Genomic DNA, 15,539 nt, shown 5'->3' on the forward strand with positions numbered 1-15,539 from the left:
GAAAATGCGCAATCGCAACAGTTTGTGCACTTTGTCTCGTTGAGTGGAATCATTTCTCCTGACACTATGCTGTCAGGAGCCAATTAGGGTTTCCGGCGACTGAGGGACAGTGGTCGATAGCATGACGAGCAAGAGCATCAGGCGACACAGCGCACCGGCCATCGAGTGGCCGACCGTGGTACTCGCCTTTTTCTGTTACGCAACTTGGCTCGCCACCGGTTTCCTGCTCTGGCCATCCTACCCCGTCCTGGCGCTCGCCATCCTGGCTTTGACCGCCGCACTGCAATCGTCGATCATGCACGAAGTGCTGCACGGGCATCCGACACGCAATGCACGGGTCAACGAAGCCTTCGTGTTCCTGCCGATCGGTCTGGTCTGGCCATTCCGCCGCTTCAAGACCATCCATCTGCGCCACCACGCCGACGAGCGGCTGACCGACCCGTTGGACGATCCAGAGAGTTATTACCAGGCGCTCTGGCAGCATGACGAGCTGCCGCCGACGATGAAATTCCTGCTCAAGATCAACAACACCATGGCCGGCCGCTTCGTGCTCGGCCCGTGGCTGTCCTGCGTCGGCTTCTTCATCGACGACGCCAAGCAGATGTTCGCCGGCGACAAGGCGATCCGCAAGGCGTGGCTGTTGCACGCGATCGGCCTTGCCGTCGTGATGCCGATCGTGCAGTTCGGCTTCGGCATTCCACTGTGGCTTTACATTCTCGTGCCGGTCTGGCTTGGCCAGTCGCTGATCTCGATCCGTACGTTTGCCGAGCATCAATGGTCGGAACATCCGGAAGGCCGCACGGTGATCGTCGAGCGCTCGCCGCTGTCGTTCCTGTTCCTCAACAACAATTTGCACTTCGTCCATCACAAGACCCCGACCGTGGCCTGGTACAAGCTGCCCAAGCTGTTTCGCGACCGCCGTGAAGAATGGCTGCGGATGAACAATGGCTATGCCTATCCGAACTATTTCGCGCTGATCAAAGCCTATGCCTTCAAGGCGAAGGAACCGATCGTGCACCCGGTGCTGCGGCGTCAAGCCGAGCCGGGCAGGGCCTTCAAGCCACGCATCAGGGCGCGCAGCATCAGCGGGCTCGGCAGTGCGCCGGTTCCCGCTGAGCCGCCGAAGGAATGATTCCGGTCTATCCGGAATCCGTGTCGGCCAATTCTGATTGGACGCCGCGTTTTTGCGATCCTTTTCCTAGACATGATGATTTGATATCGGCATGAGTGAATTGGTTGCGGCGTTGCCGATGTATGACTGGCCCGAAATGCGCGGCGAGGTCAACGCGCAATGGGCGCTGCTGCGCGATGCGTTTCGGCAAAAGGGCATCGACGCGCCGGAAACCATCGCGCGTCGCAATGGTGACCTGCCGCCGGTGCCGGGCGGAATTCGTGATGCTGTCGGTGCATTGATCGCACCCGATCCAGCGACATTGCCGCCGGACGAACTCGATTTTCACAGACTGTGGCTGCACCCGGCGCTGCTGTTCGCGCAGACCTGCTGGGGGCCGATGGAACTCGGCCTGTCCAGGCATGTGCAGGTGGTCGCCCAGCCCAGCTACGACGCCTACGAAGGCGGGCAGGGCGAGCTCTATTCCAGCGCCATCGTCATGCTGGCGGATGGCGCGCCGTCGGTTGCCTCGCCCAATGACGGCAGCCCGCTGATCCCACTCGATCGCATCCGCGGCAAGCGCTTCACCTTCAACAGCCTCGATTCGATGTCGGGGTTCCTCGGTTTCACGCGCGACCTGGAGGCGATGGGCGAGAGCCTTGACCTCCTTGCCTCGCGCAGCGAAAGCGGTGGGCACCGTTCCTCGATCGTCGCAATTGCAGAGGGCAAGGCCGATATAGCTGCGATCGACTGCGAGAGCTGGGCGCTGGCGCAGCGTTTCGAGCCGGCGGCGAAAAAGGTGGCGGTCGTCGGCTGGACCGGACGGCGCAAAGGCCTGCCTTACATCACCGCCGCGGTGACGCCGGAAAAGACGGTTGGGGCGTTGCGCGAGGCCCTTGCCGGGCTAGCCGAGCAGCCTCGCATCCAACGGGTAGGTTGAGAGCTGTTCGTTGCCGGTCTCGGTGATCAGGATCTGTTCCTCGATCTTGACGCCTTCGCGCCCGCCAAGCCGGCCGATATAGCTTTCCACGCACAGCACCATGCCCGGTTCCAGCACGCCGTCCGGCGTGTCCGATGTCCAGTCGCTGGCATGCGGTAGTGTCGGATACTCGTCGGCCAGGCCGACGCCATGATAGAGCACGCCGTATCGCGTCGGGAAGCAGTCGCCGGGCGGCACAGCCGAGCGTTCGACAAGGTCGCGGAAAGAGATGCCTGGCTGCATCAGTTCGGTGTTGTGCCCGATCTGATCGGCAGCGATGCGGAACAGGTCGCGCTGTTCGCTGGTCGGCTTCGCATCGCCGCACAGCCATGTCCGCGACAGGTCGGCGCAGAAGCCGTAGGGGCCGATAAGGTCGGTGTCGAAGGCGACGAGGTCGCCTGATACAATCTTGCGTGACGAGCATTCCTGGAACCACGGATTGGTGCGCGGGCCTGACGTCAGCAGCCGCGTCTCGATCCATTCGCCGCCGCGCGCGATGTTGCCGCGGTGCAGTTCCGCCCACAATTCGTTTTCGGAAATCCCCGGCTTCAGCGCCTGTTCCATCTCGCCCATCGCCGCCTCGCAGGCGGCGATGGCGCGGCGCATGGCGAGGATTTCGTCCGGCGATTTGATCAGCCGCGCGTTCTCCATCACCGCTTCGCCATTGCCGATGGAAATGCCGAGGCGAGCCAGCTCCTCGACGCCTTCCGGATTGATATGGTCTACGGCGATGCGGCTGTTGCCGCCGCCATGCTCTTTCACCAGATCGGCTATTCCTGCGGCCCAGCGGCGGACCTTTTGCTCGGTCAGTTCGCCGCCATAAAGATACATCCAGGATACCGCCGGCCGCACTTCGTCGACGACGCCGGAATGGTCGGACAAATGCTCGCAGGAGAAATAGTCGAACAGCACCACCGGCCCTTCGGTGGCGACAAAGCAATGCCGCGTCGGATTGTGCGCCACCCACAGCTGCATGTTGGTCGAGTCGGTGGCGTAGCGGATGTTGACGGGGTCGTAGAGCAGGGCGCCGGCATAGCCGCGCCGCTTTAGCTCGGCGCGGATACGCTCCAGCCGGTATTGACGCATGGCAGGCAGATCGGGCGCGGCAATGCCTGCCGCGGCCCATTCAGCTTCGGCCTGCGCGCCATAGCCCAGCACATGCTGGTTGAGCGAAGCCGCCTTCTGGCGGGAGGCGTCGCGGAGGGCCTCGATCGAGCCTGGCTCGAACGGCATGATCTTGCGATGGCGGCCAAAGCTGCCCTTCGGCCCCGCGCTGTCCATGGTCGAACCTCAGGTCCGCATCTTCTCGCCGCTCGGGTCGAAAGGCGCTTCGACGTTGATGCGGGCCGGCCGGCGGTGTCCGAGGATCTCGATCTCGAACAGGCCCGCGCTTTCGTCCTCGGCAAGAGCCGCCGGCACATAGCCTTGCGCCATCGACTTCCGCACATAATGCGCATAGCCGCCCGACGTGACCCAGCCAACCACGCGCCAGTCGCCGTCGACGATGCCGCGCACGGCGGACGCGCCTTCGGCAGCCTTGGAGCCGCGTATTTCCTTGCCGCCCTTGTCGAAGCGTGGCGCGCCATAGCCATGCGGCTTTTCCACCGTGCCGTAGTCCTTGCTGACCTTGGCCCAGATCGGTTCGTCGCCCATGACGTCGGCGTCGGCGGCATCGACGATGAAGGAGACGCGGCGCAGCTTCGGACCCTCGACCTGTTCCTTGGCGGCAGCCTCGCGGCCGATGAAGTCGTTCTTCTCCAGTTTGATGAAGCGGTCCATCGCCCCTTCGAACGGGCCGTAGATCGGCCGCAACTCGCGGAACCAGGTCGGAAAATTCTTTTCGAGGCGCATGGAGAGCAGCGCGCGCATGCCGAAATCGACAAGGCCGAATTCCTCGCCGGCGTCCTTGATCGCTTTGTAAACCAGGCGCTCGTAGGCCGGCGCCATCCAGATTTCATAGCCGAGGTCGCCGGTGTAGGTGATGCGGTTGACCATGCAGGGCGCCCCGCCGACCGCCATCTCGCGGAAATCCATGAAGCGGAAGGCTTTTGTCGAGACGTCGACATCGACCAGTTTCTGCAGCAAGTCCCGTGATTTCGGCCCGGCGATCGACAGGCCGACCAGGGTCTGGTCGAAGCGGTGGATGCGCACCGTTCCGTCCTTCGGCAGGTGCTTCTCGAACCAGCGCATGTGGTATTTCTGCGCCGCCGACGAGCCCCAGATCATGAAGCGGTCTTCTGCCGCCTTGGCGATGGTGAAGTCGCCGATCAGCTTGCCGAATTCGTTGAGCATCGGCGTCAACACGATGCGGCGGGTCTTCGGCATGCGGTTGGTCATCAGCCGGTTGAGGAAATCCTCGGCCGCGGGTCCCGAGACTTCGTATTTGGCAAAATTGGCGATCTCGGTGACACCGACACGCTCACGCGTGGCGCGCACTTCCTCGCCGATCGGCCCAAAATCGTTGGAGCGGTGGAAGGAGACGATATCCCTGGGTTCCTTGCCTTCAGGTGCGAACCAGAGCGGTGTCTCAAGTCCCCAGCTGTCGCCCATGACGGCGTTGTTGGCCAGCATCGTGTCGTAGAGCGGGGTCGTCTGCGCCGGGCGTGCCGCCGGGAGTTCCTCATTGGGGAAGCGGATGGAGAAGCGGCGCGAATAGTTTTCGCGCACCTTGGCGTTGGTGTAGCGCAGGCCGGCCCATTCGCCGAAGCGGGTGACATCCATGCCCCAGACGTCGAAGCCGGGATCGCCATGGACCATCCAGTTCGACAGCGCCAAGCCGACGCCGCCGCCCTGGCTGAAGCCGGCCATCACGGCGCAGGCGCACCAGAAATTGGTCAGGCCCTGCACCGGGCCGACCAGCGGGTTGCCGTCGAGCGCGAAGGTGAAGGGGCCGTTGATGATCTGCTTGATGCCGGCCTTCTCGATGCCGGGGAAATGCTTGAAGCCGATTTCCAGCGACGGCGCGATGCGGTCGAGGTCGGGCGGCAGCAATTCATGGCCGAAATCCCACGGCGTGTTGACCGGCGACCACGGCTTGCAGGCCTTCTCATAGGTGCCGAGCAGGATGCCGTTGCGCTCCTGGCGGGTGTAGATCTCGCCCTTGAAGTCGAGCACGCCGATCATTTCGCGGCCGGTCGACTTGTTGAACTCCTCGACCTCCGGCATCGGCTCGGTCAAGAGATACATGTGCTCCATGGCCAGAACCGGCAGCTCGACGCCGACCATGCGGCCGATCTCGCGCGCCCACAGGCCGCCGCAGTTGACGACATGCTCGGCCTTCACCGTGCCCTGTTCGGTGACGACGTTCCAGGTGCCGTCGACCTCCTGTGTCAGTTCCACAACGCGGTTGCGCAGCACGATCTCGGCGCCGAGTTTTTTTGCCGCCTTGGAGTAGGCGATGGTGGTGCCCGACGGATCGAGATGGCCTTCCACCGGATCCCACATGGCGCCGACGAAATTGGTCTCGTCCATCAGCGGAAACATCGCCTTGGCTTCGGACGGGGTGATCAGCTCTGTGTCCATGCCGAGATAGCGGCCCTTGGCGTGGGCCAGCCGCAGGAAATCCATGCGCTCTGGCGTATCAGCCATCATCACGCCGCCGGTCAGGTGCAGCGAGCAGGACTGGCCGGATATCTCCTCGATCTCCTTGTAGAGCTGCACCGTATAGGCCTGCAGCTTGGCGACGTTGGGGTCGCCGTTCAGCGTGTGGAAGCCTCCCGCCGCATGCCAGGACGAGCCGGAGGTGAGCTCCGAGCGCTCGATCAGCATGATGTCGGTCCAGCCGGCCTTGGCCAGATGGTAGAGAACCGAGCAGCCGACGACGCCGCCGCCGATGACAACCGCTTTTACGTGAGATTTCATCTAGATAAGTCCGTTTTTGAAGAGATTGAATCGGATGACCCCTCCGGGGGGAGAGGAAGGGCGCCAGCCGGCATAAGCTCGCGCCTTCCCTCTCCGCCGTCGATTGGAGGAGAGGTGTCGAGCGCAGCTCGACGGAGTGGGGGTCGACTGTTCATCAACAACACGGCCGATCAAAAATCGGTCGGCGCGCCGCCTTCGGACCGCCGCTTGGCGACGAAGGCGTTGAGTTCCTCGCGGATGGCCGGGTACATGTAAGGCTCCTCATAGGACGCCAGCCGCTCCTTCCAGACCTTGTTGGCCTTTTCGAGCGCCGTCGGCGAGCCGGCTTCCGCCCAGGTCTCGTAATTGCGCCAGTCGGAGAGGATCGGCGAGTAGAAGGCGGTCTTGTAGCGGTCCTGCGTGTGCTGGGTGCCGAAGAAATGGCCGCCAGGACCGACCGACTGGATGGCGTCGAAGCCGAGTGCCTCTTCGGAAAGATCGAGAGGGGTCAGGAATTCGGCGACCATCTGCAGCAGGTCGATGTCCAGAATGGTCTTCTCGTAGGAGCAGCGCAGGCCGCCCTCGAGCCAGCCGGCGGCATGCATCATCAGATTGCCGCCGCCCTGGATGGCGCCCCACAGCGAGAACACGCTTTCATAAGCCGCCTGCGCGTCGACCGTGTTGGCGGCGCAAGTGTTGGAGGTGCGGTAGGGGATGTTGTAGCGGCGGGCAAGCTGGCCGCCGACAAGCTGCGCCTTCATGTATTCCGGCGTGCCGAACGCCGGCGAACCGGACTTCATGTCGACATTGGAGGTGAAGCCGCCATAGCCGACGGGCGCGCCCTTGCGCACCATCTGGGCGAAGGCGATGCCGGCAAGCGCCTCGGCGTTCTGCTGCACCAGTGCGCCGGCGATGGTGACAGGCGCCATGGCCCCCGACAGGGTGAACGGCGTGACGACGACGACCTGGCCCTTGCTCGACATCTGGATGATGCCTTCCATCATCGGCACATCGAGCTTGAGCGGCGAATTGGTGTTGATGATGGTGAAGACGGACGGCTCTTCCAGCATCTGCTCGTGGCTGATGCCGCGCGCGATCCTGGCGATCTCGATGCCGTCGACATTGCGCTCCTTGCCGAGCGAATAGATGTGGAACACCTTGTCGGTCAGCACGCTGAGATCGCGGATACATTCGAGGTGGCGGACGGACGGATGGATATCGGTCGGCTCGACCGGGTAGCCGCCCGTGCAGTTCAGGATGTTGTGCATCTGCGCAAGCTTGAGGAAGTTGCGGTAGTCCTGCTGGTTGCCGGGCCGGCGGCCGCGATCGATGTCGGAGCAATTGGGCGCCGACGCCATCATCGAGATGATCACATTGTTGCCGCCAAAGCGCACATTGTGAGCGGGATTGCGGGCATGGATGGTGAACTCCGACGGGCAGTGCGACACCAGTTCCAGGATCATGTCGCTGTCGAAGCGCACCCGTTCGCTGCCGTCGCGCACATCGGCGCCATGCGCCTTCATGATGCTGCGGGCCTCGTCGTGCAGCACGTCGACGCCGATTTCCCGCAGCACGCGCAGGGAAGCGAGGTGGATCGATTCCAGCTCGTCGTCGGAGACCAGCCTGGTTGGCGCCAGCGGGTTCTTCAGCTGGCGAAAAGCCGGCTGCTCGAACGCGGCCGAGCCGCCGGCGCGCTTTCCGGCGCGGCCGCCGCGACGGGCGCGGTCAGTGGCCAATGCCGGTTCCAAGGGTTGTAGGGCGGCGGTCATGATGGTCCTCGTAGGATGCGATAGCGGGCGGCATAATGGACCGGCGGCTGCCCAGCCATTGCGGAGGCGGCGACCACTAGGGCGAGGGAAGCGACATGCCGGAACGGCAGTTGCGCGGCCACGACATCGGCCTGATCCCGCCGCCTCGTTGGCTTAAGCGGATTTCGGCGGCCGGCCCTTCCTTTCCCGGGATCGAACCGATAGCTACTCGGCTTGCCGGCCGGATGGCCAGCAGTTCATTTGGATGGCAGCATGGTCGCGACCGGCTCGAGCGAAGGCGAAGCAGGAACGCAATGGGCAGCGCTTGCCGGCGTCACCGCGGCACTTGCCATGTTCGGCGCTGCGCAGGGGTTGAGCTCGCCGCTGTTCACGCTGCTGATGCAGAAACAGGGCATGTCGCCGGCGCTGATCGGCTTGTCGGCGGCGATGATGCCGCTCGGGCTGATCCTTTCGGCTTCCTTCGTGCCGGCCGCGGTGCGGCTGGTCGGTGGGCGCAACCTGGCGGTCGGCTGCTCGCTGATCGGCGCGCTCTGCTTCCTGGGCATCGGCTATCTGCAGGACTGGGTGGCTTGGTTCGTCATCCGCTTTATCATCGGCGTCGTCATCAACCCGCTCTACATTCTCGGCGAGGTGTGGGCACTGTCGCTGGCGCCGCCATCGCGGCGCGGCAGGGTGATGGGCGTGTTCAACACGCTGATGGGCGCCGGTTACGCCGCCGGACCATTCGCGCTGACCCTGCTCGGTACGTCGGGCTGGGCGCCCTTCATGGTCGGCGTCGCCGGTTTCGCGCTCTGCGCGGTGATCCTGCACGCGGTCTCGTCTAAGCTCACCGGTTTCGAGGATGACGGCCAGCCTGCCAGCGGCCTCGTCGGCTTTGCCAGGATGGCGCCGGCGCTGCTGCTTGCCGTGCTTGTCTCGGCGGCGGTCCAGCAGAGCACCTATGCGCTGGTCCCGGTCTTCGGCGCCAGCTACGGCCTGGCCGAAGCCGTTCTGGCCTCGCTGGTGATGGCGCTTTCCCTCGGAAACATCCTGCTGCAGATACCACTCGGTCTTCTGGCGGAGCGTTTTGGCGCACGCGCCATGATCATCGTCTGCGCGCTGGCAACAACCGTTTGCGCGCTTTTGCTGCCTCTGCTGATCACAACGCCGTTGATCTGGGTCGTGCTGCTGGTGATGGGCGCGGTCGGTTACGGCGTCTACACCATGGCATTGGTCGAACTCGGCAGCCGGTTCAAGGGCTCTGTGCTGGTCGCCGGCAACGCTGCCTTTGCACTGATGTGGGGCGTCGGTGGCATCGTCGGCCCACCCGGTGCCGGCCTGCTCATGCAAGGCATCGGCCCGCTCGGGCTGCCGGTCGTGATCGCCGGCCTCGACGCGGTGCTGGTGATGTTCGCGCTGTATCGGTCGTCCGTGCGCCGAGCTTCCTGACGAGCCCAACCTCCTGACAGGCCCAACCTCCTGACAGGCCCAACCTCCTGACAGGCCCAACCTCCTGACAGGCATTGTCCGGAGAAAGCCGTTTTCGCCTGCCAGGGGCTTACCACCACGTTGCTCAATCGCTAATCCTGCAGCCTCGATAGCGGTGCGCACGTGAATTTGGTTGAATCGAACAAGGACGAGACGATGCAATGGGCAGCGATCACCGGTGTGATCGCGACCGTCTCGGTGTTCGCCATCGCGCAGGGGCTGTCCTACCCGCTGTTGAGCTTCATCCTGCAGCGCCAGGGCGTTTCGCCAGCGATGATCGGCTTGTCGGCGGCCATGACGCCGATTGGTTTCATCCTGTCGTCGCCATTGATCCCGGCGCTGGCGCGGCGGTTCGGGGCAGGGCGCACGGCGCTTACCTGTGCGGCCCTTTCGGCTGTCGTGCTGGCGCTGATCGGCTGGACGCAAAATGTCTATTTGTGGTTTCCGCTACGCTTCCTGATCGGCGTGGTGACCAACCCGCTCTATGTGCTGAGCGAGATCTGGGTCATCGCGCTGGCGCCGCCGGCGCGGCGAGGGCGCGTCATGGGTGTCTATTCGACGATCATCTCGGCCGGTTTCGCGGCCGGGCCGCTATGCCTGCTTGCAGTCGGCACCGAGGGCTGGCCGCCCTTCCTCGTCGGCATCTCCGCCTTCGTGCTGTGCGGCATCTGCCTGGGCTTGGTGCTGCCGCGCTTGCCCAAGGTCGACGAGGCCGGGCATCAAGTTTCCGTCCTGGGTTTCGTGCCGCTGGCGTGGCTGCTTTTGTTTGCCGTCATAGTCGCCGCCGGTTTCGAACAGGGCGCGCTGGCGTTGCTGCCTGTCTATGGCACCCATCACGGCATTACCGAGATCCGCATGTCGGCGCTGCTGTCGGTGATGATTGCCGGCAATATCGCCATGCAGGTGCCGCTAGGCCTGCTGGCGGAAAGGCTTTCCGCGCGCCTGGTGCGGCTCGCCTGCGTCGCGATCACGGTGCTCGGCTGCGTCCTCCTCCCGCTTCTCATCGAGTCGCCGCTGATCTGGCCGATGATCTTTATCTGGGGTGCGGTTTCCTACGGCATCTACACGATGTCGATCATCGAGCTCGGCGAACGCTTCACGGGCTCCGCACTGGTTGCCGGTAATGCGGCCTTTTCCTTGATGTGGGGCGTCGGCGGTATCGCCGTGCCGCCGCTGGCGGGCGGCGCCATGGATATTCTGGGTGCCGGCGGGCTGCCGATCACGCTTGGGCTGCTGTGCCTGGCGCTGGCTATTGCTAGCCTCGCTGGTGGGCGGAAAGCCTCAATCGTGCGCTGAACATAGTGAATATCGATACGGCCTATCGGCGTTGGCTTTTTCAAAGCAACGCGTTTATCGGAGACCTCATGACCAAGCCTGCCACCCAGACGCCGAATTCCACCCCCTCGACCGACGATCCCTTCCTCTGGCTGGAGGACAGGACAGCCAAACAGTCATTGGACTGGGTACATCGCCAGAACGAGGTCACAGTTGGCGAATTGCAGGGCGATCCGTCCTATCAGGCGTCGTTCCAGACCGCGCTCGACCTGATGACGGCCGAGGACAACATCGCGGTCGGCGCCGCCATTGCCGGCCATGTCTACAATTTCTGGCAGGACAAGACCAATGTGCTCGGCCTCTGGCGCCGCACGACCGTCGCTTCCTACAAGACCGAGAAGCCCGACTGGGAAACGATCATCGACTTCGACCAGCTTGCGGCGAAGGAGGGGGTAAAATGGGTTTTTGGCGGCGCAAGCCGACTCTATCCGGACTTCAACCGTTGCCTGGTGAGTATGTCGCCGGATGGCGGCGACGCCAGCGAGATGCGCGAATTCGACATCGCGACCAAGTCGTTTGTCGAGGGTGGGTTTCGTGCACCCGCTTCCAAGTCGGGCTTCAGCTGGCTGGACAAGGACACCGTGATTGTTTCGGCCGCTTTCGACGAGGCCGACAAGACCGAGTCCGGCTATCCGCGAGTCATAAAGCTGTGGAAGCGCGGTACCAAGCTGGAAGACGCGACGCCGATCTTCGAGGCGCAGAAAGAGGATCTCGCCGTTGGTGCCGCTGTCGAGTACGACGGCGACAGACGCTATCTGATCCTGGCCCGGACGCTGAATTTCTTCGCTTCGCACATCTTCCTGCGGCTGCCTTCCGGCGAAAACAAACAGCTGCCTCTGCCGGACGACATGACCGATACGGCAATATTCAGGGATCAGCTCGTGTTCGGCGTGCGCAGTCCATGGACGGCGCCCGACGGCACGGTTTGCAAGCCCGACGGCCTCTATTCGCTGGATCTCGCGCACTGGGTCAAGATCGGCGCGCTCGGGCCTGTCGAAACCTTGTTCGAGCCGGCATATCGCGTTTCCATAGCCGGCGTTGCCCGCACGCGGGACCGGCTGTTCATCAGCCTGATGGACAATGTGCGCGGCAAGGTCGTCGTCTGCGAGCGCAAGGATGGCAACTGGTCGCTGAAACCGGTGGCGCTGCCCGAAAATGGCAATGTCGGCATCAGCCATGCCGAGCAGTTCGGCTCGAGCGTGTCCTTCTCCTTCACCGATTTCCTGACGCCGAGTTCGGTCATCTGGTCTGACGACAATGGCGAGACGCTAGAAACCGTGAAGTCGCAGCCGGCGCGTTTCGATGCCTCGCCGCTGATCTCGGAACAGTTCGAGGCGCGCTCCAAGGACGGCACGATGATCCCTTATTTCGTCGTCAGGCGGCGCGATCAGAAGGGGCCGGTGCCGACGCTGCTTTACGGCTATGGCGGTTTCGAAGTGCCGCTGCTGCCCGGCTATGCCGGCGTGCGCGGCAGGCTATGGCTGGAAAAGGGCAATGCCTATGTGCAGGCCTGCATCCGTGGCGGCGGCGAGTTCGGCCCGGCCTGGCATCAAGCGGCGCTCAAGGGCAATCGCCAAAACGGATTCGATGATTTCGCAGCGGTCGCGCAGGACGTCGTCAAGCGCGGCATCGCGACAGCAAGCTCACTCGGCATCCAGGGTGGTTCGAATGGCGGCTTGCTGACCGGCGTTTCCTTGACGCAGCATCCCGAGCTTTTCGGCGCCGTCATTATCGAGGTGCCGCTGCTCGACATGCTGCGTTACGCCGAATTGCCGCCCGGCGCCTCGTGGATGGCCGAATACGGCGATCCGTCGAAACCCGAAGACGCGAAGTGGCTTTCAGCCTACTCGCCCTACCAGCATGTCGACGCCGCTGCCGCCTATCCGCCGGTGCTGCTGACCACATCGACCGCTGACGATCGGGTCCATCCCGGCCATGCGCGCAAGATGGCCGCCCGCCTGCAGGAAGCCGGCCATGCCAGGACGCTGTTCTTCGAGGAGACCGAGGGCGGCCATGGCGGGCGTGGCGACCGCCGGCCGCAGGCGGCGCAGACGGCGATGAAATATGTCTTCCTGCAGAGGGCGCTGACAGCCAAGGCCTAGACTCATTCCGTTATGGGCCAAGCAAAGGGTGGTTCTCCTCGACCAGCCTTTGCTCTAAGATGGCTTCCATGGCTCTCGTCAGGATGTTGATTGACGCATTTGAGGCTCGCGCATTGCGGGTCGCGGTGACGCCGTCACCGCGTACGCTGCGCGCCGAGCTTTTGCGGCTGTGCGCCCGCATCGGCTATTCGCCACCTCTCTGCCTCTGAAGCATTCGCCCCGGCTTGCCGGATAGAATCCAGAGGAAAGATCAGACATGACCTATCAGAATTATTCGCTGAAGCAGCTTCAGCAGATCGACGCCGCGCATCATCTGCATCCGTTCACCGACCACAAGGAAATGCGCGGGGCCGGGTCGCGCATCATCACCCATGCCAACGGCCCTTTCATCTACGATTCCGAAGGGGCTGAAATCCTCGACGGCATGGCCGGGCTGTGGTGCGTCAACATCGGCTATGGCCGTGACGAACTGGCCGACGCCGCCTATGCCCAGATGAAGGAACTGCCTTATTACAACTCCTTCTTCAAATGCTCGACGCCGACGCCAGTGCTGCTGTCCAAGAAGCTGGCGGAGATCGCGCCGAAGCACGTCAACCAGGTGTTCTATGGCTCGTCGGGCTCGGAGGCCAACGACACGGCCCTGCGCCTCGTGCGCCACTATTGGGTGCTGGAAGGCCAGCCGGAGAAGAACCGCATCATCTCGCGCAAGATGGCCTATCACGGCTCGACCGTTGCCGGCACCTCGCTCGGTGGCATGGATGGTATGCACAAGCAGCTCAACGGTGCGGTGCCCAACATCGTCCATGTGATGATGCCCTACGCCTATGAACTGGCGCTGCCTGGCGAGAGCGATCATGATTTCGGCCTGCGCGCGGCCGGGGCTGTCGAGGAGGCGATCCTCGAAGCCGGCGCCGACAAGGTTGCCGCGTTTATCGGCGAGCCGGTCATGGGGGCGGGCGGCGTGAAGATACCGCCGGCAAGCTACTGGCCGGAAGTGCAGCGCATCTGCCGCAAATACGATGTCCTGTTGATGCTGGACGAAGTCATCACCGGTTATGGCCGCACCGGCGAATGGTTCGCCGCCCAGACGCTCGGCATCGAGCCCGACACGATCACCACCGCCAAGGCTCTGACCTCGGGCTATCAACCGCTGTCGGCATTGCTGGTTGGCGACCGCATCGCCTCGACGCTGGTCGAGAAGGGCGGCGAGTTCAACCATGGCTACACCTATTCCGGCCACCCGGTGGCCTGCGCCGTGGCGCTGAAGAACCTCGAGATCATCGAGCGCGAAGGGCTGGTCGACCGCGTCAGGAACGACACCGGTCCTTATTTCGCCAAGGCGTTGCAGGAGCGCATTGCCGGACATGATCTGGTCGGCGAGGTGCGTTCGATCGGACTGATGGGCGCGATCGAGATCGTCAAGGACAAGGCGACCAAGGAGCGGTTCCTGCCGGCTGGAAGTGCGGCGGTGACCGTGCGCGATCATGCCATCGCGCACGGCATGATGCTGCGCGCTACCGGCGACACGATGATCCTGTCGCCGCCGCTGATCTGGACCCGCGATACGATCGATATGGCCTGCGATCGCATCTCGAAGGCGCTGGATCTGGCGCAAGCCGATCTGCGCAAGCGGTAGAACTCGACCCCTCGGCTGGGCGCTCCTCGGCGGGAGCGCCCAGCCTTGAGGCCATGCTGACGCGGGGAGCGAACGAATTCCACCACAAGCGCGTAGTGTGTGGGGCTGCGGCTGATTCGGCCGCGACAAGGGGTTTTGTTTCCATGAGAAAGACCGGCAAGAGCCGACGGACGCAAGAAGCGGCCAGCATCGGCGGCGACCTGATGCTGGCGCCGCTGGTGGCGATGATGCGGCTGCCGTTGATGACCATGGATGGCGGGAGCAGCCAGCCATGGAGCACGGAGACCGCGCGTGCGGTAAACGAGAAGACCGCCGCTATGGCCGAAGGCGTGTTTGCGGCGCAAATGTCCTTCCTGCAATCGGCATCGCGGTTCTGGCCGGAAATCTTTTCCGGCCGCACGCCGTCGCTGTTCAACGGGGTCGCGGCGGAGCGCTCGATCAGCGCCGCGCTGAAGCCGGCCAGCCGTGCCGTGAAAGCGAATTTTCGCCGGCTGTCCAACAAGACCTGACAGAAGTTGCAGAACTTTGATTTTGCGCATTGACGGGCGCATGCGCTAGAATCAGTCAGTACGTCACCGATGGGGGACACGATGGCCGGACAACCGCTCAACCAGCCGGCTGAAATTCCAGCCGAACTCGACCGCTGGAACTGGGGCGCCTTCTTCCTCAACTGGATCTGGGGCATCGGCAACAGCACTTTCATCGCGTTGCTGGCGCTGATCCCTGTCGTCAACATCATCATGATCATCGTCCTGGGCGCGCGCGGCAGCCGCTGGGCTTGGCAGAACCGCGCCTGGCGTGACGCGGAACAGTTTCGCAAGACGCAGCGCAACTGGGCAATCGCCGGCCTTGCCGTCTGGGTTGTCGGGATTGGCGGCTGCGCGACGATGGTGGGCAGCATTCCCTACGTCCTGAAAGGCAGCGATGCCTATCACATGACGATGGACAGGCTTCGCGCCGACGACCGCGTCAAGGCGGCGTTGGGTGATGATTTGACCGACAGTTTCTGGGTCGGCGGCCATCTCAACGTCAATGCAAATGGGGCCGGCGACGCCCAGTTCGGCATTCCGGTCTACGGCGCCAAGGGCAAGGGCACGGCCTATTCGACCGCTGTCCGGACAGCCGGCACATGGAGCTTGCGCCTGCTGGTCGTCAGGGTCGAGGGAACCAATGCGCCGATCGTGCTGATCAACGAAGATCATGTCCCGATCCCGAATGCTGCAATCGGAATATAGCTGGGCAAAACGCAAAAAAAGCAGCCTAAACACGGGCGCGAAGGCTGACAGTTCGGTCGGCTTTG

At 63.5% G+C, this 15,539-nt stretch carries 11 protein-coding genes; 8 read left to right on the forward strand and 3 right to left on the reverse strand.

Annotation, left to right across the window (positions count from 1 at the left end; all coding sequences use genetic code 11):
- Nucleotides 1-121: 121 nt before the first annotated feature.
- Both NKI99_RS02015 and NKI99_RS02020 read left to right on the forward strand, forming a co-directional pair.
- On the forward strand, nt 122-1,132 hold the full coding sequence (locus NKI99_RS02015; RefSeq protein ID WP_352609549.1) for a fatty acid desaturase: 1,011 nt from the start codon (nt 122-124) through the stop codon (nt 1,130-1,132).
- A gap of 91 nt (nt 1,133-1,223) precedes the next feature.
- Nucleotides 1,224-2,051 (forward strand): phosphate/phosphite/phosphonate ABC transporter substrate-binding protein, encoded by an 828-nt coding sequence (locus NKI99_RS02020; protein WP_352609551.1) that lies wholly within the window; start codon nt 1,224-1,226, stop codon nt 2,049-2,051.
- Here the strand turns inward: NKI99_RS02020 and NKI99_RS02025 are convergent.
- From NKI99_RS02025 to NKI99_RS02035, 3 genes are all read right to left on the reverse strand, one after another.
- Nucleotides 2,016-3,371, reverse strand: coding sequence for a M24 family metallopeptidase (locus NKI99_RS02025; protein WP_352609553.1), 1,356 nt, complete (start codon nt 3,369-3,371; stop codon nt 2,016-2,018). The genes NKI99_RS02020 and NKI99_RS02025 overlap by 36 nt on opposite strands.
- Before the next feature lie 9 nt (nt 3,372-3,380).
- Nucleotides 3,381-5,951, reverse strand: coding sequence for a GcvT family protein (locus NKI99_RS02030; protein ID WP_352609555.1), 2,571 nt, complete (start codon nt 5,949-5,951; stop codon nt 3,381-3,383).
- Between the two features lie 170 nt (nt 5,952-6,121).
- Complete coding sequence (locus NKI99_RS02035) at nt 6,122-7,699, reverse strand: trimethylamine methyltransferase family protein (RefSeq protein ID WP_352609557.1); 1,578 nt, start codon at nt 7,697-7,699, stop codon at nt 6,122-6,124.
- Between the two features lie 252 nt (nt 7,700-7,951).
- Between NKI99_RS02035 and NKI99_RS02040 the strand changes: the two genes are divergently transcribed.
- From NKI99_RS02040 to NKI99_RS02065, 6 genes are all read left to right on the forward strand, one after another.
- A complete protein-coding gene (locus NKI99_RS02040; RefSeq protein ID WP_352609560.1) occupies nt 7,952-9,127 on the forward strand; it encodes an MFS transporter in 1,176 nt (391 codons plus the stop codon).
- A 195-nt stretch (nt 9,128-9,322) separates the two neighbouring features.
- The gene (locus tag NKI99_RS02045) at nt 9,323-10,462 is read left to right on the forward strand and encodes an MFS transporter (RefSeq protein WP_502895797.1); all 1,140 of its coding nucleotides are present in this window, start codon (nt 9,323-9,325) and stop codon (nt 10,460-10,462) included.
- 68 nt (nt 10,463-10,530) lie between these two features.
- Entirely contained in the window at nt 10,531-12,603 is a 2,073-nt protein-coding gene (locus NKI99_RS02050; protein WP_352609564.1) for a prolyl oligopeptidase family serine peptidase, read from the forward strand.
- 256 nt (nt 12,604-12,859) lie between these two features.
- On the forward strand, nt 12,860-14,239 hold the full coding sequence (locus NKI99_RS02055; protein ID WP_128303967.1) for an aspartate aminotransferase family protein: 1,380 nt from the start codon (nt 12,860-12,862) through the stop codon (nt 14,237-14,239).
- 143 nt (nt 14,240-14,382) lie between these two features.
- A complete protein-coding gene (locus tag NKI99_RS02060) occupies nt 14,383-14,748 on the forward strand; it encodes a hypothetical protein (protein WP_023812284.1) in 366 nt (121 codons plus the stop codon).
- 81 nt (nt 14,749-14,829) lie between these two features.
- Nucleotides 14,830-15,474 carry a cytochrome c oxidase assembly factor Coa1 family protein gene (locus NKI99_RS02065; RefSeq protein ID WP_352609567.1) on the forward strand — a complete coding sequence of 215 codons (645 nt, stop codon included), beginning with the start codon at nt 14,830-14,832 and terminating at the stop codon, nt 15,472-15,474.
- The last annotated feature ends 65 nt before the right edge of the window (nt 15,475-15,539 follow it).

Origin of the sequence: Mesorhizobium sp. M0239 (assembly GCF_040321815.1) — a bacterium.
Lineage (GTDB): Bacteria > Pseudomonadota > Alphaproteobacteria > Rhizobiales > Rhizobiaceae > Mesorhizobium.